This window comes from uncultured Xylophilus sp., from assembly GCA_913776965.1.
In the GTDB taxonomy this organism is placed as follows: Bacteria; Pseudomonadota; Gammaproteobacteria; order Burkholderiales; family Burkholderiaceae_C; genus Xylophilus.
The window spans coordinates 97099-115642 of the sequence record CAJYQL010000063.1 but is presented as its reverse complement, the minus strand read 5'-3'; the positions used below and the strand labels follow the sequence as shown (position 1 = coordinate 115642).

At 72.2% G+C, this 18544-nt stretch carries 20 protein-coding genes; 8 read left to right on the top strand and 12 right to left on the bottom strand.

What is annotated here, in order from left to right; genetic code table 11:
• From QZ500_RS09635 to QZ500_RS09625, 3 genes are all read right to left on the bottom strand, one after another.
• Positions 1 to 1133, bottom strand: a 1133-nt coding sequence (locus QZ500_RS09635) for an alkaline phosphatase PhoX (protein ID WP_295854329.1), incomplete at its 3' end; no start/stop codon positions are given.
• Between the two features lie 213 nt (positions 1134 to 1346).
• On the bottom strand, positions 1347 to 1733 hold the full coding sequence (locus tag QZ500_RS09630; RefSeq protein WP_295854328.1) for a hypothetical protein: 387 nt from the start codon (positions 1731 to 1733) through the stop codon (positions 1347 to 1349).
• Between the two features lie 113 nt (positions 1734 to 1846).
• Entirely contained in the window at positions 1847 to 3067 is a 1221-nt protein-coding gene (locus tag QZ500_RS09625) for an MltA domain-containing protein (RefSeq protein ID WP_295854339.1), read from the bottom strand.
• On the opposite strand from QZ500_RS09625, the gene QZ500_RS09620 reads away from it, so the two are divergent.
• Together QZ500_RS09620 and QZ500_RS09615 are read left to right on the top strand one after the other, a co-directional pair.
• Positions 3000 to 3242 (top strand): hypothetical protein, encoded by a 243-nt coding sequence (locus QZ500_RS09620; RefSeq protein WP_295854342.1) that lies wholly within the window; start codon positions 3000 to 3002, stop codon positions 3240 to 3242. The genes QZ500_RS09625 and QZ500_RS09620 overlap by 68 nt on opposite strands.
• 130 nt (positions 3243 to 3372) lie before the next feature.
• Entirely contained in the window at positions 3373 to 4023 is a 651-nt protein-coding gene (locus QZ500_RS09615) for an OmpA family protein (RefSeq protein WP_295854325.1), read from the top strand.
• Between the two features lie 103 nt (positions 4024 to 4126).
• Here the strand turns inward: QZ500_RS09615 and QZ500_RS09610 are convergent, their stop codons facing one another.
• Positions 4127 to 5020: an alpha/beta fold hydrolase gene (locus QZ500_RS09610; RefSeq protein WP_295854323.1), complete on the bottom strand. Its 894-nt coding sequence runs from the start codon at positions 5018 to 5020 to the stop codon at positions 4127 to 4129.
• 83 nt (positions 5021 to 5103) lie between these two features.
• On the opposite strand from QZ500_RS09610, the gene QZ500_RS09605 reads away from it, so the two are divergent.
• From QZ500_RS09605 to QZ500_RS09595, 3 genes are all read left to right on the top strand, one after another.
• Positions 5104 to 5739 (top strand): LysE family transporter, encoded by a 636-nt coding sequence (locus tag QZ500_RS09605; protein ID WP_295854320.1) that lies wholly within the window; start codon positions 5104 to 5106, stop codon positions 5737 to 5739.
• A 15-nt stretch (positions 5740 to 5754) separates the two neighbouring features.
• Positions 5755 to 7002 (top strand): nucleoside recognition domain-containing protein, encoded by a 1248-nt coding sequence (locus QZ500_RS09600; protein WP_295854318.1) that lies wholly within the window; start codon positions 5755 to 5757, stop codon positions 7000 to 7002.
• Between the two features lie 150 nt (positions 7003 to 7152).
• The gene (locus tag QZ500_RS09595) at positions 7153 to 7608 is read left to right on the top strand and encodes a PA2169 family four-helix-bundle protein (protein ID WP_295854315.1); all 456 of its coding nucleotides are present in this window, start codon (positions 7153 to 7155) and stop codon (positions 7606 to 7608) included.
• A 22-nt stretch (positions 7609 to 7630) separates the two neighbouring features.
• Here QZ500_RS09595 and QZ500_RS09590 read toward each other — a convergent pair whose 3' ends face one another.
• Both QZ500_RS09590 and alr read right to left on the bottom strand, forming a co-directional pair.
• Positions 7631 to 8311 (bottom strand): hypothetical protein, encoded by a 681-nt coding sequence (locus QZ500_RS09590; protein ID WP_295854312.1) that lies wholly within the window; start codon positions 8309 to 8311, stop codon positions 7631 to 7633.
• Between the two features lie 80 nt (positions 8312 to 8391).
• Positions 8392 to 9492, bottom strand: coding sequence for an alanine racemase (gene alr, locus QZ500_RS09585; protein ID WP_295854309.1), 1101 nt, complete (start codon positions 9490 to 9492; stop codon positions 8392 to 8394).
• 195 nt (positions 9493 to 9687) lie between these two features.
• On the opposite strand from alr, the gene lplT reads away from it, so the two are divergent.
• The 3 genes from lplT (at position 9688) to QZ500_RS09570 (ending at position 12471) form a co-directional block, all read left to right on the top strand.
• Positions 9688 to 10992 (top strand): lysophospholipid transporter LplT, encoded by a 1305-nt coding sequence (lplT, locus tag QZ500_RS09580; RefSeq protein WP_295854305.1) that lies wholly within the window; start codon positions 9688 to 9690, stop codon positions 10990 to 10992.
• Between the two features lie 73 nt (positions 10993 to 11065).
• Positions 11066 to 11944: a DMT family transporter gene (locus QZ500_RS09575; protein WP_295854303.1), complete on the top strand. Its 879-nt coding sequence runs from the start codon at positions 11066 to 11068 to the stop codon at positions 11942 to 11944.
• 35 nt (positions 11945 to 11979) lie between these two features.
• Positions 11980 to 12471 (top strand): glutathione peroxidase, encoded by a 492-nt coding sequence (locus QZ500_RS09570; protein ID WP_295854300.1) that lies wholly within the window; start codon positions 11980 to 11982, stop codon positions 12469 to 12471.
• Between the two features lie 34 nt (positions 12472 to 12505).
• On the opposite strand, the gene QZ500_RS09565 is transcribed toward QZ500_RS09570, so the two are convergent.
• The 6 genes from QZ500_RS09565 to QZ500_RS09540 all read right to left on the bottom strand — a co-directional run bounded on the left by QZ500_RS09565 (position 12506) and on the right by QZ500_RS09540 (position 18472).
• Entirely contained in the window at positions 12506 to 12922 is a 417-nt protein-coding gene (locus QZ500_RS09565) for a carboxypeptidase-like regulatory domain-containing protein (protein WP_295854297.1), read from the bottom strand.
• A 133-nt stretch (positions 12923 to 13055) separates the two neighbouring features.
• On the bottom strand, positions 13056 to 13970 hold the full coding sequence (locus QZ500_RS09560) for a ProQ/FINO family protein (protein ID WP_295854294.1): 915 nt from the start codon (positions 13968 to 13970) through the stop codon (positions 13056 to 13058).
• Between the two features lie 82 nt (positions 13971 to 14052).
• Positions 14053 to 15294, bottom strand: a complete 1242-nt coding sequence (gene glcF, locus QZ500_RS09555; protein WP_295854292.1) for a glycolate oxidase subunit GlcF — start codon at positions 15292 to 15294, stop codon at positions 14053 to 14055.
• A gap of 81 nt (positions 15295 to 15375) precedes the next feature.
• Positions 15376 to 16170 carry a YoaK family protein gene (locus QZ500_RS09550; RefSeq protein ID WP_295854288.1) on the bottom strand — a complete coding sequence of 265 codons (795 nt, stop codon included), beginning with the start codon at positions 16168 to 16170 and terminating at the stop codon, positions 15376 to 15378.
• A 36-nt stretch (positions 16171 to 16206) separates the two neighbouring features.
• Complete coding sequence (gene glcE, locus QZ500_RS09545) at positions 16207 to 17364, bottom strand: glycolate oxidase subunit GlcE (protein WP_295854285.1); 1158 nt, start codon at positions 17362 to 17364, stop codon at positions 16207 to 16209.
• Positions 17365 to 17461: 97 nt separating this feature from the next.
• Positions 17462 to 18472, bottom strand: coding sequence for an SMP-30/gluconolactonase/LRE family protein (locus QZ500_RS09540; RefSeq protein ID WP_295854282.1), 1011 nt, complete (start codon positions 18470 to 18472; stop codon positions 17462 to 17464).
• Between the last annotated feature and the right edge of the window lie 72 nt (positions 18473 to 18544).

Sequence of the window (18544 nt, the reverse complement as noted above, 5' to 3'; positions counted from 1 at the left end):
AAGCGGCCCAGGGCGGTGCGCTTGCGCGGCGTCGAGAGCGGGTTGAAGGGGTCGATCTCCACCACCCAGCCATAGGTGTTGGGGCCGTTGCGGAAATCGTCGGCGGCACTGGCACCGGTGACCTGGGCATTCCAGCGGCCATACAGGTTGTCGCTGGTGTCGGGCGTGACGGTGGCCCACAGCTCGCGGCCGTTGCCGGCCACGCCATACCGGTTGAGCGACACGAGCTCCTTGGCCGTGCGGGCGGCGTTGTCGGTGGCGGTGACGCGGCGGAAGTAGCCTGCCCAGTTCTCCTCGCAGGTGAGGTAGGTGCCCCAGGGAGTGGTGCCGTTGGCGCAGTTGTTGACCGTGCCGCGGGTGGCGGTGCCCTGCGGCGAGTACTTGGTGACCATCGCGGCGGTGCCGGCGGCGGGGCCGGACAGCGTCATCGGCGTGAGAGTGTGCACGCGGCGGTTGAAGCGCGACGTGCGGTTGTAGGCCCAGGCACCGTTGTTGCGCGCCACCTCGATCACGCTGACGCCGTGCAGGTAGAACTCGCGCAGCACTTCCTCGGGCACGGTGCGGACCTGCGCGTTGCCGGTGCCGCTGGTGGTCTGGCCGGTGGGATGCAGGTAGGTCGGCGTGATCGCCTCGTGGTTCATCGCCAGCAGGCCGCGGCCGGCGTTGGCCGGCTCCCAGAGGTCGTTGCCGCTGAGGCCGAAGTAGGTCATGCCGTCGTGGTGGTCGCCGGCACGGCGGTCGTAGGTGGTGGCGGCGTCGGTGCCGTCGTTGCGGTATTCGGGCACGCCGGCGGCGATCGGGTCGCCCAGGCGGTAGAGCACGGTGGCGGTGTAGCCGGCCGGCACCACGACCGCGTCGGCCAGGCTCTTGGCGACCGGGTTGAAGCCGAGCGTCAGGTTCTGCGGGGCTTGGTCGCCGCCGCCGTCGCCACCGCCGCCGCAGGCGGTGAGCGACACGCTGCCGAGCATCGCGGCGCCGGCGGTGCCGAAGCCGGCCCGCAGCAGGCCGCGGCGCGACAGGCGCGGCGCGATCAGGTCGTTGAAGCTGGGATTGGCGCTGGTGTTGTGGCCGATGTCATCGGGATCGATGGCGGGCAAGCCGAGGGGAGCGGACGAAATCTTCGCGTCATGCATTGCGCAGGTACCTGTGGATCGTGGGGAAAGCGGGAGCGGACTCCCGGAAACCCTCGCACCTTAGTCAGGCACCATGACGGTTCGGTGACATCCGGACACAGCGGCCGTGACTCGCTCGGTTAAGTCGACCTCGCCTTGCTGGCGGTCGCTCCCGAAGCGGCGACGGTACAGCTCCGCCTCTGGCGCCCGGACCGCCCTCCCGACGGCCGTTTCTCAGGACTGCGGCGGCGTGTACGGCGCCATCATCGTCTGCGGCAGCGCCCCGCCGGTGCGGACGCACCCGGCATTGCGGTTGGGCACCATGCCTTCGATGCGGCCCCGCGTGCCGGCGGCGCCCAGGCCGGTCTCGAAGCGCATCTGCGGATTGCTGAACACCTGCTGCAGCGGCCCGACCCCGCCGGCATCGCGCAGCAGCAGATCCTCGCCCCGCCCGCTGCGCACGACGGCGCTGCCGTCCGGCCGCACCGTCACCTGCACGCCGTTGTCGCAGCTGTAGCGCACGGCGCCGCTCAGGAAGCGGTCGGTGCCGCAGCCGGCGAGCAGCAGGACGGTGGCGGCGACGGGAACCAGGAAACGGCGGCTGCGGTGCAGGGCGGACATGGTGGAAAGGAGCGGTCGGTGGCGATGGGTTGGAGCGTAGACGTGGCGGCCCGCGCAGGCGTGACGGACGGTGTCCGGAACGGCCTGTGACGTCTGCGGTGTTTGACCCAGCCTCAGCGGGGCCAGAGCGCCCACAGCCGCAGTCCCTGCTTGAGCCGCCCGGCGATCTCGCCGGCATCGGCCCCCCAGCCGACGAAGAAGTCGGCCCGCACCGCGCCGACGATCGCAGACCCCGTGTCCTGCGCCATCACCAGCCGCTGCAGCGACGCCTGCGGGCCGGGCGTGACCAGCCAGACCGGCGTGCCGTACGGGATGCTCGTGCGGTCCACCGCGATCGAGCGGCCGGGCGTGAGCTCCACCCCCTGCGCGCCGCGCGGGCCGAAGCTGGCGTCCAGGCCTTCGAGCGGCTCCTCGCGGAAGAACACGTAGCGCGGGTTGGTCCACATCAACTCGTTCAGCCGCTGCGGGTTCTGCGCCAGCCACGCGCGGATGCCGGGCCATGTCGCGTCGCGCGTCAGCCCGTTCTGCAGCAGCCAGCTGCCGATGCTGCGGTAGGGCTGGTCGTTGGTGCCGGCGTAGGCGAGCCGCACCGTGCGGGTCGTGCCGTCGGGTTCGGCGATGCGCAGCCGGCCCGAGCCCTGGATGTGCAGCACCATCGCCTCGACCGGATCGGCGAGCCATGCGATCTCGCGGCCGGCGAGCGCGGCGCGGGCCTCGGGCAGCGTCTCGATCTGCTGGCGGCTGAACCACGGGCGGCGGGCTGCGAGCCCCGCCGGCGCCTTGTAGAGCGGCACGGTGAATGCGCCGCCGGGCAGCCGGCTGGCGGGGATGACCGGCTCGTAGTAGGCGGTGAGCAGGCCGTCGGGGTTGCCGTCGGCGGCCTCGATGCGGTAGGGCTGCAGCCGCTGCGTCATCCAGGCCCGCTGCTCATCGGCGCCGGCGATCGACAGCCGCCGCACCTCGGCGCAGAGCGACGCGAAGGCCGGGCCCGGCCGCTCGCAGCTCTTGATCCAGGCGTTCCAGGCCTCGAACAGGTTGTCGTTGGCGAAGCCCGGCAGCTCGTTCCAGCCGACCGGTACCCAGCGGCTCTTGCCCTGGCCCGGCGTGGGGATCGCCGCAGCCGGCGCGGGGGCCGGCGTCGGAGCGGTGGCGGCCGGCGGCGCCGTCGGTGCGGCCTGCGGCGGCAGGGCCGGCGGCGCCCCGGTGCAGGCCGCGAGCATTCCTACAATGCAGGCCGTCGCCACCACCTGCAGGAGTCGTTGTGTCATGGTCCTGATTCTGCTCGAAGCCTTGCTGGCGCTGGTGGTGCTGGTGGGGATCGTCTGGTGGACGATGTTCTCCGGCCGGCGCCGCGGCGAACTGCTCACGCCGCCACCCTCGCCGCCCGCCCCTGCACCGTCGCCTGCACCGTCTGACGCGGCACCACCGCCCGCACCGCCGGCCCCGATCGTGCCGCCGGCGCCGATCTCCGACCCTCGCGCGGGCGAACCGCCGCTGCCCCCGCACTGAAGGGCCGGCACAGGGCGGTTTACATGGAGAAACCGTTTCGGCAGTGCGGCTTCGAATAATGGATTTGCAACAACGGCGGCCCTCTCAGGGCCGCTTTTCTTCCACATCCAGCGACAAGGAAACCCACTCCATGAAGAAGCTCATCCTCGCCGGCAGCGCCGCTGCCGTCCTGCTCGTCACCGGCTGCGCCGACATGAACATGTCCGACACCCAGCGCCGTACCGCCATCGGCGCCGGCGCCGGTGCGCTCGGCGGTGCCGCCATCGGTGCGGCCACCGGCAACAATGCCGGCGCCGGTGCGGTGATCGGGGCCGGCGTGGGCGCCCTGGGCACCTACATCTGGTCGCAGCGCATGGAGCGCCAGAAGCAGGAAATGGAAGCCGCCACCCGCGGCACCGGCATCGGCGTGTCGCAGACCTCGGACAACCAGCTGAAGCTCGACATCCCGAGCGACATCTCGTTCGACACCGGCCGCGCCAACGTGAAGTCCAACTTCGCGCCGATCCTGGACCGCTTCGCCGCCGGACTGCAGAACAACCCCGGCGCGACAGTGCGCATCGTCGGCCACACCGACAGCACCGGCTCCGACGCGATCAACGACCCGCTGTCGATGGACCGCGCCGCCGCCACCCGCGACTACCTGGCGATGCGCGGCGTGGACAGCCGCCGCATCGCGATCGAAGGCCGCGGTTCGCGCCAGCCGATCGCCAGCAACGACACCGCCGACGGCCGCGCACGCAACCGTCGCGTCGAGATCTTCGTGGGCGAACAGGGCCGCTGATTGCTCCTGAATCGATAGCATTATGCGCAGGCACCACCTGCGCATAAGCACGATTTTCTTCTCAAATTACTCCCCAACCGACGGCCTGAGCGGCGCTGCGCCCTCAGGCCGTCGGTGCGTCCAGCCACGGCAGCAGCAGGGCGTGCAGCGGCTCGGGATTCTCGTACTGCACCCAGTGGCCGGCATCGGGCAGCACGGCCCAGCGGCGATGCGTGCCGGCCGGCGCGAGCAGCGGCCCGACGACCTCCGGATCGCCGGTGACGTCGTGTGCGCCCCAGGCCAGCAGCACCGGCACGCCGCGGGCCGACAGCCGGTCGAGTGCCGGCTGCAGCAGCGGCCGGCGGGCGAACCCGGCGCTGCGGAAGCGGGTGCGCTCGCAGGCGCTGCGGTGGATCGCCAAGGCCAGCGCGTCGATGCGGGCCGGATCGTGCAGCATCAGCGCGCCCAGGTTGTGGCGCAGCCGGGCGTCGCGCTCGGCCGGGTCGTCGATCGCCTTCCAGTCCTGCATCGTCGGCATTTCGCGGCGCGGCTGGCCGTGGCTGGCCACGCCGATGCAGGCGAGGCTGCGCACCGCCGGCCGCAGCGCCGCGGCATGCGTCGCCACCAGCCCGCCGAAGGAGAAGCCGGCGATGTCCAACGGCACGCCGCGCAGGCCCGGCAGGCCGTCGATCGCGGTGGCGACGGCCGCTGCCAGCCGGTCGAGCGTGGGCGGGTCGGCGAGCGTGGCGGAGTCGCCGTACGACGGCATGTCGGCCAGCCACAGCGTGCGGGTGCGGGCCAGCGCATCGAGGCTGCGGACCCAGTGCAGCCAGCACCCGTGGCCGCCGTGCAGCAGCACCAGCGGCGGGCCTTCGCCCACACAGCGGAACACGACGCGCGCGCCGTCGACCATCACGCCGTGATGCGCGGTGCGGGCGTCGACCGCGGCGATCCACGCGCGGGCCTCGGCGTCGGTGGCGGGAAGCTGGGGCGGAACGATCGGGTGCGGCGCAGTCATCGGCGGTGGAGGTGGGGGATGCGGAACAGGCAGGACGGGCAAAACGGGCAGGAGCCGGCAGGCGCTGGACGACAATGCCGGCCATGGATTTTCATGTCTGGCTCACCTTCTTCGCTGCCGCCTGGGCGATCAGCCTGTCACCGGGCGCGGCGGCCGTCGCCGCGATGAGCGCCGCCCTGCAGCATGGCGGCGCACGCGGCGCCGTGCCGCTGACGGCCGGCCTGGTGGCGGGCCTGTGGACGCAGGTGGCGATCGTCGGGGCCGGGCTCGGCGCGCTGATCGCGGCCTCGGCCGTCGCGTTTCAGACGGTGCAGTGGGCGGGCGTGGCCTACCTGCTGTGGCTCGGCGTGCAGCAGTGGCGTGCCCCGGCGGCATCGCTGATGCCGGCCGCCGACTCCGCGTCCACCGCGTCCGGCATGGGCCGGCGGCTGTTCGGCCGCGGCTTCGCGGTCAATGCGCTCAACCCCAAGGGCACGGTGTTCCTGCTCGCGGTGGTGCCGCAGTTCCTGGATGCCGGTGCGCCACTGGCCGCCCAGTACCTGGCCATCGGCGCGACCCTCGGCATCACCGAGGCGGCGATCATGACCGGTTATGCCGGCCTGGCCGCACGGCTGTTGCGCCGGCTGCGCAGCCCGCGCCAGGTCCGGGCGGTGCAGCGCACTTTCGGCACGCTGTTCGTCGCGGCGGCCGCGCTGCTGGCGGGTGTCCGCCGCGGCTGAGCCGCCCGCTGCGCGATGGTGCTGAACCTCGTCTGGCTCGGCTTCTTCGTCGCCGCCTTCGCGACCGCCTGCGTGCGCCTCGCGCAGGGCGACCTCGACGTCTTCGGCCGGCTGCTGGCCGCACTGTTCGAGGCGGCGAAGACCGGGTTCGACATCTCCCTCGGGCTCGCCGGCGTGATGGCGCTGTGGCTCGGCATCCTGAAGGTCGGCGAGCGTGCCGGCATGGTGGACGCGCTGGCCCGCACAGCCGCGCCGCTGCTGCGGCGGCTTTTCCCCGGTGTGCCCGCCGGCCATCCGGCCCAGGGCGCGATGACGATGAACTTCTCGGCCAACCTGCTCGGCCTGGACAACGCGGCCACGCCGCTCGGCCTGCAGGCGATGCGCGCGCTGGAGACGCTGAACCCGCGCCCCGGCACCGCGACCGATGCGCAGATCCTGTTCATGGTGCTCAACACTGCCGGCGTGACGCTGATCCCGACCTCGGTGATCGCGATCCGGCAGAGCATCGCCCTGCGCCAAGGCGTGCAGAACTTCAATGCCGCCGACATCTTCCTGCCGACGCTGCTGGCGACGCTCGCCTCCTGCCTCGCGGGCCTGCTGGCGGTGGCGGTCTGGCAGCGGCTGCCGCTGTGGAAGCCGCGCCTGCTGCTGCCGCTCGCAGCGGTGGTGGCGGCAGTGCTGGCGACGATGGCGGGCCTCGCGCGCCTGCCGCCCGAGACGGCCGCGCGGGTCGCGGGCCTGGCAGGTGCCGGCTGCATCTTCACGCTGGTGGTCGCCTTCCTGGCGGCCGGCGCCTGGCGCCGCGTGCCGGTCTACGAAGCCTTCGTCGACGGTGCGAAGGAAGGCTTCGGCGTGGCGGTGCAGATCGTGCCGTACCTGGTCGGCATGCTGGCCGCGATCGCGGTGTTCCGCGCGGCCGGCTGCATGGATGCGGTGATGGCGGCACTGGCCGCGGCGGTGCGGGGCCTGGGCCTCGACACCGCCTTCCTGCCCGCGCTGCCGGTCGGGCTGATGAAGATCCTGTCGGGCGCCGGCGCGCGTGGGCTGATGGTGGACGTGCTGCAGACGCACGGCGTGGCGTCGTTCGCCGGCCGGCTCGCCGCGATCATCCAGGGCTCGACCGAGACCACCTTCTACGTGCTGGCGGTCTACTGCGGCAGCGTCGGCCTGAAGCACACCCGCCATGCGCTGGCATGCGCACTGATCGCCGACGGCGCCGGCATCGTCGCGGCCATCGCGATCGCCTACGCGTTCTTCCGCTGAACCTGCAGCCGGCGGACGGTGCCGGATGCGCGCATCGGCTGTCCTACACCTGTTCGGTCGCACTGCCGACAGGATGCCGATGCCGTCGCACCAAGATGAGAACCCAGCGGCCCCGATGCCGTATCCATCCAATCTTCAAGGAGTTCTCTCATGGCAGATCGCGACGACACCATCGACACCCTCAACGACCTGATCGAAACCTCGCTGGACGGCGCCTATGGTTTCCGTTCGCTGGCTGAGGAGGCCAAGTCGCCGGCGCTGAAGCAGACCTTCAGCCGCCGCGCCGACGAGATCCAGGGCGCCGTGTCCGAACTGCAGCGCGAAGTCGCCGCCCACGGCGGCAAGCCGGAAGACAGCGGCTCGGTCGCCGGTGCCCTGCACCGCGGCTGGGTCTCGGTGCGCAGCGTGCTGAGCACCTCCACCGACCAGGCCCTGCTCGACGAAGCCGAGCGTGGCGAGGACAGCGCCCTGGCCGCCTACCGCAAGGCCGCCAAGCAGGACCTGCCGGCACCGGTGCGTGCACTGGTCGAGCGCCAGCTGCAGGGCGTGCAGAAGAACCACGACCAGATCAAGGCCCTGCGCGACCAGCACAAGGCACTGGCCTGATCGACGGGTGCTGCGCAGCGGCCTAGCGGCCAGCGCGCAGCACCTGCCCGAGCGTCCGGGCATCGGGCGCGAAGCCCTGCACCACGTGCCCTGCGGCACCGGCTAGCACGATGACCAACAGGCCGACGAGCCCAGTCCGACGCAGCATGAAGCCCCAGTACGCGTCCAGCGGCCGGGGCTTCGCCACATGGCGATAGAACGCCGCGCCGATCACGAACTCCAGCACGATCTCCGCCAGATAGCCCGCCACAGCGTCGGCTGCGAGCAGCGGCAGCCAGCTCGCCACCAAGAACAGGCCGATGGCCGCCAGGGCCAGGCCGATCAGGCCCAGCACGATCGATACTGGATCGTCCATCGCGCCCAGGTCGGGCAGACCGTCGAGCCATTCGCCGTACTCGGATTTCTTTTGCCGCTCGGCTTCATAGTCGGCGCGTTCGGCTGGAGTGGCGTGCTGCAGGAAGGTATCGATCCGGCGGTCGCGCCGCGCGCACCACAGGGCGTACCACCAGCCGCCGAGCAGGAACCCGAAGAAGTACATCGCGCCGGCACCCGCCGCATAGCGCAGGGCCATCGTGTGGACGTGCAGCCCATGCAGGAGCAGCAGATCCACCAGCAGACCGACCATCAGCGCCCAGGCCGCGAGCGCCGCCCCGTGCCAGCGCAAGGTGCGGCGGCCCGCGGGGCGGATACGGTCGATGGCCATGGAAGACGCTCCGGTGAAAGTGCGAAAGGTCAAGAAGGGCGATAGACGGAATGCAGGCTCGCCGGATCGCCGGCTGGTGATTAGCCCGTCGGCTCGGCCCGCGGTACCCGCGGCGCCACGCCGCACATCAGCTCGTAGCCGACGGTGCCGGCAGCCGCGGCCACGTCGTCGATCGGCAGCACCGTGCCGCCGGCCGACCGGCCCCACAGAACCACCTCGCTGCCGACGGCCGCCTGCGGCACGTCCGAGAGGTCGATCGCCACCATGTCCATGCTCACCCGGCCCACCAGCCGGGTGCGTACTCCGTCGACCAGTACCGGCGTGCCGGTATCGCAGTGGCGCGGATAGCCGTCGGCATAACCGCAGGCGGCGATGCCGATGCGCATCGGCTGCGGCGCCGTGAAGCGCGAGCCGTAGCCGACCGTCTCGCCCGCCGCGAGCGACTGCAGGCCGATCAGGCGGGTCGCGAGCGTCATCGTGGGCTGCAGCTGCCAGCGCGCCGCATCGTGCAGCGGCGCGTCCGGTGCGCTGCCGTAGAGGGCGATGCCGGGCCGCACCCAGTCGCCCTGCACCGCGGCGTCGTGGCCATGGCGCAGCAGCGCCGCGCTGTTGGCGACGCTGCGTTCGCCCGGCAGGTCTTCGGTCACCCGCTGGAACACCGCCATCTGCGCGTCGATGCCCTTCGGGCCGTCGGCATCGGAGAAATGCGTCATCAGCGAAATCTCGTCGACCTGCGGGAGCGCATCGAGCCGCGTCCAGGCCGCACGGAAACGCTCGGCCGGAAAGCCGAGCCGGTTCATGCCGCTGTTCATCTTCAGGAAGACGCGGTGCGGCACCTGGGTCTTGTGGGCCGCGAGCATGTCGATCTGCGCGTCGCCGTGCACCACGTGCCAGAGGTCGAGACGCGAGCACAACTCCAGGTCGCGCGGATCGAACACGCCTTCGAGCAGCAGGATCGGCCCGCGCCAGCCCAGTGCGCGCACCCGTGCGGCTTCGTCCAGATCGAGCAGCGCGAAGCCGTCGGCCGCGCGCAGCGCATCGAACACCCGCGCGATGCCGTGGCCGTACGCATCGGCCTTCACCACCGCCCAGACCCGCGCATCGCCGGCTGCGCGGCGCAGCCGGTCGAGGTTGTGGCGCAGGGCTTCGGGATGGACGGTGGCGAGGATCGGACGGGGCATGCAGGGCCTGCGGATACACGGAGAATGGACCGGCCATTCTGGCAGTGTCGGGGTCGCCTGACGGGCCCTCGCGCCGCAGTCGGACATGCCGCGGCGCAGCAAAAACCCCCATGCTATAAACCGACCTCTTCTCCAGCGTCGAAGCAACCCCCTCCTCTTCTTTGCCGGCATCCACGGCCGGCCAGACAGTTATCGATGAAGCGCGGTTTCTTTACGATCATGTCGGCGCAGTTCTTCTCGTCGCTGGCCGACAACGCGCTTTTCGTGGCTGCCGTCGAACTCCTGCGCACCGGGGGCGCACCCGAATGGCAGCGCGCCGCGCTGGTGCCGATGTTCGCGCTCTTCTACGTGGTGCTCGCGCCCTTCGTCGGCGCCTTCGCCGATGCGCTGCCCAAGGGCAAGGTCATGTTCGTCAGCAATGCCATCAAGGTGGTGGGCTGCCTGATGATGCTGTTCGGCACCCATCCGCTGATGGCCTATGCGATCGTGGGCCTGGGCGCCGCGGCCTATTCGCCCGCCAAATACGGCATCCTCACCGAACTGCTGCCCGCATCCCAACTGGTCAAGGCCAACGGCTGGATCGAGGGGCTGACCATCGGCTCCATCATCCTCGGCGTGCTGCTCGGCGGCCAGCTGGTGGGTTACCACGCGTCGCGGCTACTGCTCGGCTTCGACCTGCCGTTCATCGACACCGGCATCGATTCGCCGCCGGAGGCCGCGATCCTGGTGCTGATCGTGGTCTATGCGATCGCGGCCTGGTTCAACACCCGCATCCCGCACACCGGCGTCGAGATGCGGCCGATGCGCAAGGACCCGAACCGCAGCGTGCTGCGCAACGCGCTCGAACTGCTGCCGGACTTCTGGAGCTGCAATTCCCGGCTGTGGCGCGACAAGCTGGGCCAGATCTCGCTGTCCACCACCACGCTGTTCTGGGGCGTCTCGGGCAACCTGCGCTACATCGTGCTGGCCTGGAGCGCGGCGGCGCTGGGCTACAGCACCACGCAGGCCTCCTCGCTGGTCGGCGTGGTGGCGATCGGCACTGCCGTGGGCGCAGTGGTGGCGTCGATGCGGATGCGGCTCGACATGGCGACCCGGGTGATCCCGCTCGGCATCGCGATGGGCCTGCTGGTGATCCTGATGAACGTCATCACCAACGTCTGGGTGGCCGCGCCCTTCCTGATCCTGCTCGGCGGCATCGGCGGATTCCTGGTGGTGCCGATGAACGCGCTGCTGCAGCACCGTGGCCATAACCTGATGGGAGCCGGCCGCTCGATCGCGGTGCAGAACTTCAACGAACAGGCCTGCATCCTGGGCCTGGGCGCGTTCTACAGCATCTCCACCAAGTTCGGCCTGTCGGCGTTCGGCGCGATCACCGCCTTCGGCGTGGTGGTGGCCGGCATGATGTGGCTGATCCAGCGCTGGCACCAGAGCAACCTGCGCAACCATCCGGAAGAAGTCGAGCACCTGCTGCAGATCGCGCGGCACGACGACCACCACTGAGCGCCCGGGCGCCGGCGCATGCCGCGGCGCCGCGCCGTCGGCAGTGCTGCATCCTCTATCCGCGAACCTGCCCGTGCCCGATCTCGCGCTCGTCTTCAACGCCTTCGTCTGGGGCGTGTCGTGGTGGCCGTTCCGCCTGCTCGAGGCGCAGGGCCTGCATCCGCTCTGGGCCACGGCCGTGGTCTACCTGCCGGCGCTCGCGGCGGTCTTGGTGTGGCGGCCCGGTGCGCTCGGCCCGTTCCTGCGGCGGCCCGGCCTGTGGCTGCTGGCGCTCACGGCGGGCCTGACCAACGCCTGCTTCAACTGGGGCGTGACCCAGGGCGACGTGGTGCGGGTGGTGCTGCTCTTCTATCTCATGCCGATGTGGATGGTGCTGCTGGCGTGGCCGCTGCTCGGGGAACGCCCGGATGCCGCGGCGCTCGGCCGGATGGTGCTCGGCCTCGCAGGCGTGGCGGTGGTGCTGCATGCGCCCGGCACCGGCTGGCCGTTGCCCCGTTCGCTGCCCGACCTGCTCGGCCTGGCCGGCGGACTGTGCTTCGCCCTGAACAACGTGCTGCTGCGCCGGCTGCGCGACACGCCGGACGCCGCCCGCACGCTCGCCATGTTCGCCGGCGGGCTCGCCACCGCGGCCACTATCGCCGCCGTCGCGACGGCCGCCGGCACGGTCGCGGCACCGCCCGCCTGGTCGCCGGGCTGGGTGCTTCCGGCCCTGGCGCTCGCGGCCGGATTCCTGGCCGGCAACGTGGCGCTGCAGTACGGCGCCGCCCGTCTGCCGGCGCACCGGACCGCGCTGGTGATGCTGTCGGAGGTGGTGTTCGCCGCGGCGTCGGCGGTGGCGCTCGGTGCGGCGGCGATGACGCCGCACGTCGCCGTCGGCGGGGCGATGGTGGTGCTCGCGGCCGCCTGGGGCGCCGTCGCGTCCCGGCGTGCCGCAGCGGGCCCGACCGGCTAGGATGGCCGGCTCCTGCTGCTCACCTGTCCGTCCCGATGACCACTCTCGCCGATTTCGAAGCCCGTGCCATCGACGGCACACCCGTGCCGCTCGGCCGCTATGCCGGCGACGTGCTGCTGGTCGTCAATACCGCCAGTGCCTGCGGGTTCACGCCGCAGCTCGCCGGACTGCAGGCCCTGCACCAGCGCTACCGCGGCCAGGGCCTGACGGTGCTCGGCTTCCCCTGCAACCAGTTCGGCGGCCAGGACCCGGGCACCGATGCCGAGATCGGCGCCTTCTGCAGCCGCGAATACGGCGTCGACTTCCCGGTGATGGCCAAGGTCGAGGTCAACGGCGACGGTGCGCATCCGCTGTTCGTCTGGCTCAAGGCGGCGGCGCCCGGCGTGCTGGGCACCCAGGCGATCAAGTGGAATTTCACCAAGTTCCTGGTGGGGCGTGACGGCCGGGTGATCCGCCGCTATGCGCCAGCGGCCAAGCCCGAGCATCTGACGACCGACATCGAGGCGGCGCTGCAGGCGCACGCCTGACGCACTGCCCGCATACGCACGGGCGCAGGGCCGGTCAGAAACGGAAGTCGGCCGTCGCCGGCGTGCCGCCGACGGTGACGGTGTGGCGCTGCGTCTTGCCCTCGACCGTCGCCTCGACGGTATAGCGGCCGGCGGGCAGGTCGATCAGGCAGACCGGGCCGCGGGCGGTGCCCGACAGTGCGTCGGCACCCTGGGCGTTCTTCACCGTGACCTGCACGTCGGCCAAGTAGTCGCCAGAAGCCCGGGCGAACAGCAGCGACAGCGGATGCTGCTTCATTGCCGCCCGGAAGGCGGTGGACTCGTCGGAACCGATGCCGCCGCAGACCCAGCGGCCGGCACCCTGCGGCTGCAGGGCCGGCACGGCGCCCGCCGGCTGGGCCGACACGCTGCCGGCGAGGCAGGCGAAGGCGAGGACACACAGGGACGGCGCGAGACGGAAGGACGAAGGCATGGCGGCTCCTGACAGGCGAGGATGGAACGGGCCGCCATTCTCGGCAGAGCGCCCTTCCGCCGCGCAAGCCGCTGTAACCGCGCCCTGCGGACCTTCCGGACGGTGCCACGCCCGGCAGGCCCGCCGGGCCCTGTCAGGCCGGGTCGGCGTCGGAGACAGGCGCGTCTGCCGGCGGTGCGTCCTGCCTGGCAGCGGCCGCAGCGCGGGCGGCGATGTCGCGCCGGCGGCGGGCCCGCTCGACCAGCTGCGCGGCCTGCCGCGGATCGAGCCCGTACATCTCGGCGAAGGCTTCGACGGTGGTGTGGCCCGCCTCGAAGGCCCGCAGCAGCGCCTCGTCCTTGGCCGCGCGCTCGCCCGCTTCGGCCAGCGCCTCGTCGAGGAGCGCGCCGGCGGCGGCATCGCGGGTGCGGACACGCTCGGCATAGGTGTCGCGGTCGAGGCCGGAGGCCTCGTAGGCCCGCACCACGCGGGCACGCCACTGGCTGCGCAGGGCGTCCTGCTCGGCCGCGGGCGTGCGCTGCAGGCGCCGGCGCCAGAGCTCGACGATCGCCTGGTGCACATGCTCCGGCGCCAGGTCTTCCACCGGCTGCGCCTGCAGGTCGTGGCGCGGCCGGGCGTTGGCGACGGACTGCAGGTAGCGGGTGGACCGGGTGTGCTGGCCGAGGGCTTCCTTCAGCGCGTCGCGGGCGAAGGCATCGGGATGCGCGGCCAGGATGTCCTGGAAGATGCCGCGCTTGAGCGGCAGGAAATCTGCGCCGAACAGCGCCGGATACAGCGCGGCGAGCTGTTCCAGCGCCGGCGGCACCGGGCGTCCGGCACGCGGGCCGGCAGCAGGTGCGGCCGCCGGGGCACCACCTGCGCGGGGCTTGCCGCCGCGGCCGCCCCGACCGCCGGACCGGCGAGGCCGTGCGTCTTGGCCCGGGCCTTCGGCTGCGGGCGCGGCGTCGGATACGGCCGCGGGCGCCGTGTCCGGTGCAGCGGACGCGAGCGGTTGCGCGCCGGAGGCGTCGGGGGCGAGGGCGGCGGCGTCGGATACGGAATCGGTCATGGCACGGAAGAGGCGGCGAACAGTCGAACCCGCGATCATGCCAGCCGCGGCGGCCGGCCCGGCGCACACGGCTCTTCCGGCCTCAGGCGAGTGCGGCGTCGAGCACCTCGATCCAGTGCTTCACCGGCGTGTCGGTGCCGCTCTGCAGATGGGTGATGCAGCCGATGTTGGCCGACAGGATCGCCGCCGGCTGCAACTGGCCCAGGTGCTGCAGCTTGCGGTCGCGTAGCGGATAGGCGATGTCGGGCTGCAGCACCGAGTAGGTGCCGGCCGAGCCGCAGCACAGGTGCGCCTCGTTTTGCGCCAGCTGCACGTCGAAGCCGAGCGCGCGCAGATGCGTCTCGATGCCGCCGCGCAGCTTCTGGCCGTGCTGCAGCGTGCAGGGCGGATGGAAAGCAAGCACGTCGCGGGCGCGCGGTGCCTTCAGCCGGGGCCGCAGCGCCTCGACCATGCCGGGCAGCAGTTCGCCCAGGTCGCGGGTGCGGGCCGACACGCGCGCCGCCTTGGCGGCGTAGGCCGGATCGTCGCGCAGCAGGTGGCCGTACTCCTTCACCGTGACGCCGCAGCCCGAGGCGTTCATGACGATCGCCTCGACCCCGCCCGCCTCGGGGCCGTGCTCCACGTAGGGCCACCAAGCGTCGATGTTGGCGCGCATCTGCGCGCGGCCGCCGTCCTGGTCGTTCAGGTGGAACTTCACCGCGCCGCAGCAGCCGGCCTGCGGCGCGACCACCGTCTCGATGCCGGCGGCGTCCAGCACGCGGGCGGTCGCATGGTCGATGTTGGGCATCATCGACGGCTGCACGCAGCCTTCGAGCATCAGCACCTTACGGGCATGGCCGGTGGTCGGCCAGGCGCCCGGGTCGCGGCGCGGGGGCACCTTGGCCTGCAGCTTTTCCGGCAGAAGTCCGCGCACCGCCTGGCCGACGCGCATCGCCGGGCCGAACAGCGGCGAGGTCAGGCCTTCTTTCAGGGTCCAGCGCAGCGCGCGTTCACCGGCCGGGCGCGGCACCTTGGCATCGACGATCGCGCGGCCGATGTCGACCAGGTGGCCGTACTGCACGCCGCTCGGGCAGGTGCTCTCGCAGTTGCGGCAGGTCAGGCAGCGGTCGAGGTGGGTCTGGGTCTTCTCGGTCGGCGTCTCGCCTTCGAGCACCTGCTTGATCAGGTAGATGCGGCCGCGCGGGCCGTCGAGTTCGTCGCCGAGCAGCTGGTAGGTCGGGCAGGTGGCGGTGCAGAAGCCGCAGTGCACGCACTTGCGCAGGATGGCTTCGGCTTCGCGGCCTTCGGCGGTGCCGGCGAATTCGGGGGCGAGGTGGGTTTGCATCGGGGCGTCGTCTCGTCGGGGCGTTGTGCGTCGGGCGGTATGCGTCGGGAAAGGGGCTATCGGCGGCAGGCGGGTGGCCAATCAGGGGCGCTGGGCGCGCAGGCGCTCCCACGGCCGGCGCAGCAGTGCCTGCAGGTGGTGCGAGCGCCGCACGTCGCGCAGCAGCGGCGGCAGCGCCAGCGTCAGCAGCAGGGCCGCCATCGGCACCACCCAGAGGAAGCCGACATGCTTGAAGCCGGCGGCGCCGAACAGCCCGCCCGCGACGAACATGCCGAGCAGCCCGGCGTAGAGCCGCATGCGCGACCGGTTGGCCTGTACCCGCTCGTCGGACGGCAGGCCGCTGCGGTTGCGGTACAGCAGCCGGCCGAGCTCGATGCCGAGATCGGTCACGTTGCCGGTCATGTGGGTGGTGCGGATGCGGCCGCCCGAGGCCTGGCTGCCGACCGCGTTCTGCAGGCCCATGATGAAGGACAGGAGCAGCACGGTGAGCGGCACCGCGAACGGCGTGCTCCAGGTCAGGGTGATCGCGCCCATCAGGCCGAACGGCAGCAGCAGCCCGGCTTCGAGGATCAGCGGCAGCGCATAGGCGCTGCGCAGCCGGTGCTGCCGGCCCCAGTGCACGATCACCGCGGTGCTCGCCGCACCCGCCAGGAACGACAGGATCGCGCCGAGCGCGCCGAGCAGCAGCGTGCCGCGGCCGAGCACCAGGCTGTCGGCGACCTGCGAGGCGAAGCCGGTCATGTGGGAGGTGTACATGTGCACCACCAGAACGCCGCCCGCATTGATCGCGCCGGCATGAAACGCCAGCAGGTAGCCCATCAGCCGCGTGGTCGACGGCGTGCGGTGGCGGTCGGCGATGTGCAGCAGGCGGCGCATGGCGGACGGCGCAGGCAGGAAACGGGCCGCCGCCGGTCAGAGGCCGGGGACCAGCCGTCCGGGGTTGAAGATGCCGGCCGGATCGAACGCGGTCTTGAGCCGGCGGTGGATCGCCTCCAGCGGCGCAGAAAGTGCATCGAATCGGGCTTCTGCGCCCGTCCCGCCTGCGCCAGCAGCTATGAAAAGCGTAGCATGGCCGCCGACCTCGCGGGCGACCTGGCGCAGCGCCTGCGCGGCCGCGGCGTCGCCGGCCGGCGCCTGCACCCAGCGCTGGCCGCCGTGCCACTCGACCAGCGGCGCCCCGAACCGGTCGGCCGGCAGCGGCAGCACCGGCGCGGTCTGCGGCACCGAGAGGCGCCACAGGTCGCGGCCGGCGGGACGGTCGGCGAACCAGGGCAGGCGCTGGTCGCGGCAGGCCGTCCAGTCGGCAGCGACCCGCGCGCGGTCCTCGGGTGCGGCATCGACCCGGGTACCGCCCAGGCGGGCACAGGCTGCCTCGACCGCGGCCACCGCGCCGCGCAGCCGCAGGTAGAGCGTGCCGCTGGCGGCGTCGGCCGGGTCTTCCTGCACCCAGCAACTCGCGTCCAGCGGCAGCGGCTGGCCGCCCCAGCCGTGCAGCAGCGCCAGCGCGTCGGCCTGGCTGCAGGTGAAACGCAGGGTCGCTTCCGCCGGCGCGACCGGCAGCACCTTGAGGCTCACCTGCGTGATCACGCCCAGGGTTCCGAGCGAGCCGGCCAGCAGCCGCGACACGTCGTAGCCCGCCACGTTCTTCATCACCGTACCGCCGAACTGCAGCAGCTCGGCCCGGCCGTTGAGCAGGTGGGCGCCGAGCACGTAGTCGCGCACCGCCCCGCTGCGCGCCCGCGACGGCCCCGACAGCCCGGCCGCGACCATGCCGCCCACGGTGGCGCGCGCGCCGCCGGTGCCGAAATGCGGCGGCTCGAAGGGCAGGCACTGGCCGCGCTCGGCGAGCACCGCCTCCAGTTCGTCCAGCGGGGTGCCGGCCTGCACCGTGACGACCAGCTCGCTCGGCTCGTAATCGACGATGCCGGCCAGCGGCCGCAGGTCGAGCGGCGCGCCGCGGGCGGGCTCGCCGTAGAAGTCCTTGGTGCCGCCGCCGCGCAAGGCGAGCGGCGTGCCGTCGGCGGCGGCCGCGCGCACGCGGTCGGTGATCTGTCGCAGGGCCTCGGTCATCGGACGATGGTAGGCCCGGCGCGCCGTTCGGCGAAGGCCCCGCGGGCTGAATTTTTCGGCGGCGCGACCCGCGGATTTTTCCGCCCGGGCCGCGCGCCTACCCGATCCTGAAGAAATTGACCGGCAGACCGGGCACCTCCACCCGCCGCGCCAAAGTGCAACCGGCCAGCGGCGTGCGGGTCAGTTCCTCGGCGGGCCGCTTCTCCCGGCTGGTGGTGACGAACAGCGTGCGCAGGTCCTCGCCGCCGAAGCAGGGCATGGTCGGGCAGGCGACCGGCAGCGCGATCTCCCCGGCCGGGGTGCCGTCGGCGGCGAAGCGCTGCAGCCGGCCGCCCTCGAACATCGCGCAGTGGTAGATGCCGGCGCTGTCGACCGAGGCGCCGTCGGGCCGGCCGCGGTAGCCGCCGTTGTCCGGCAGGCCGGGGGTCCAGCCCGCGGGTTTGGGATCGAACCGGTGGAACACCCGGTGGCGGCGCAGCACCGCGGGGCCGGCTTCGTAGTCCCAGGCGTGGATGACGTGGGCGGGCGTGTCCGACCACCAGGCGGTGCGGTCGTCGGCGCTCCAGGCGACGCCGTTGGCCGTGGTCGCGTTCTGCGCCTTCAGCGTCACCTCGGGTTTGCCGCTGCGCATGTCGATGCACCATAGCACGGCACGGCGCTGGTCGCGCGGTTCGTACACGGTGCCGGCCCAGAAGCGGCCGGCGGTGTCGCACTTGCCGTCGTTGAAGCGGATGGTGCTGCCGTGCTGCGGAAAACGCACCAGCGGCTCCAACGCGCCGCCCCAGGTGCGGGCACGATACAGCCCGTCGCGCAGCGCGATGGCCAGACCGCCACATTCCACCGGTGCGATGCAGCCGGGCTCGCTCGGCACATTCCAGGTTTCGCGCTGGTGCGTGGAGGGGTCGGCGCGCACCAGCTGGCGGCGGGCGATGTCCACCCAGTAGAGCAGCCGCTCGTGCGGATGCCAGAACGGCGACTCGCCGAGCAGGCTGGGCTCCGGCGTGACGGTCTGCCACCCGGCGTCGGCCGGGTCGGCGGCAGGTGCAGCCCGGTCGGAATCAGCGGGCACCTCAGGGGGGGTGGAGGAGTGCGGATCGGAAACGGCCATGGCGCATTGTGGCGGCGCATGCACCAAAAAAAGGGCCCGCCTGACAGCGGGCCCAACATCCAAAGGAGACTC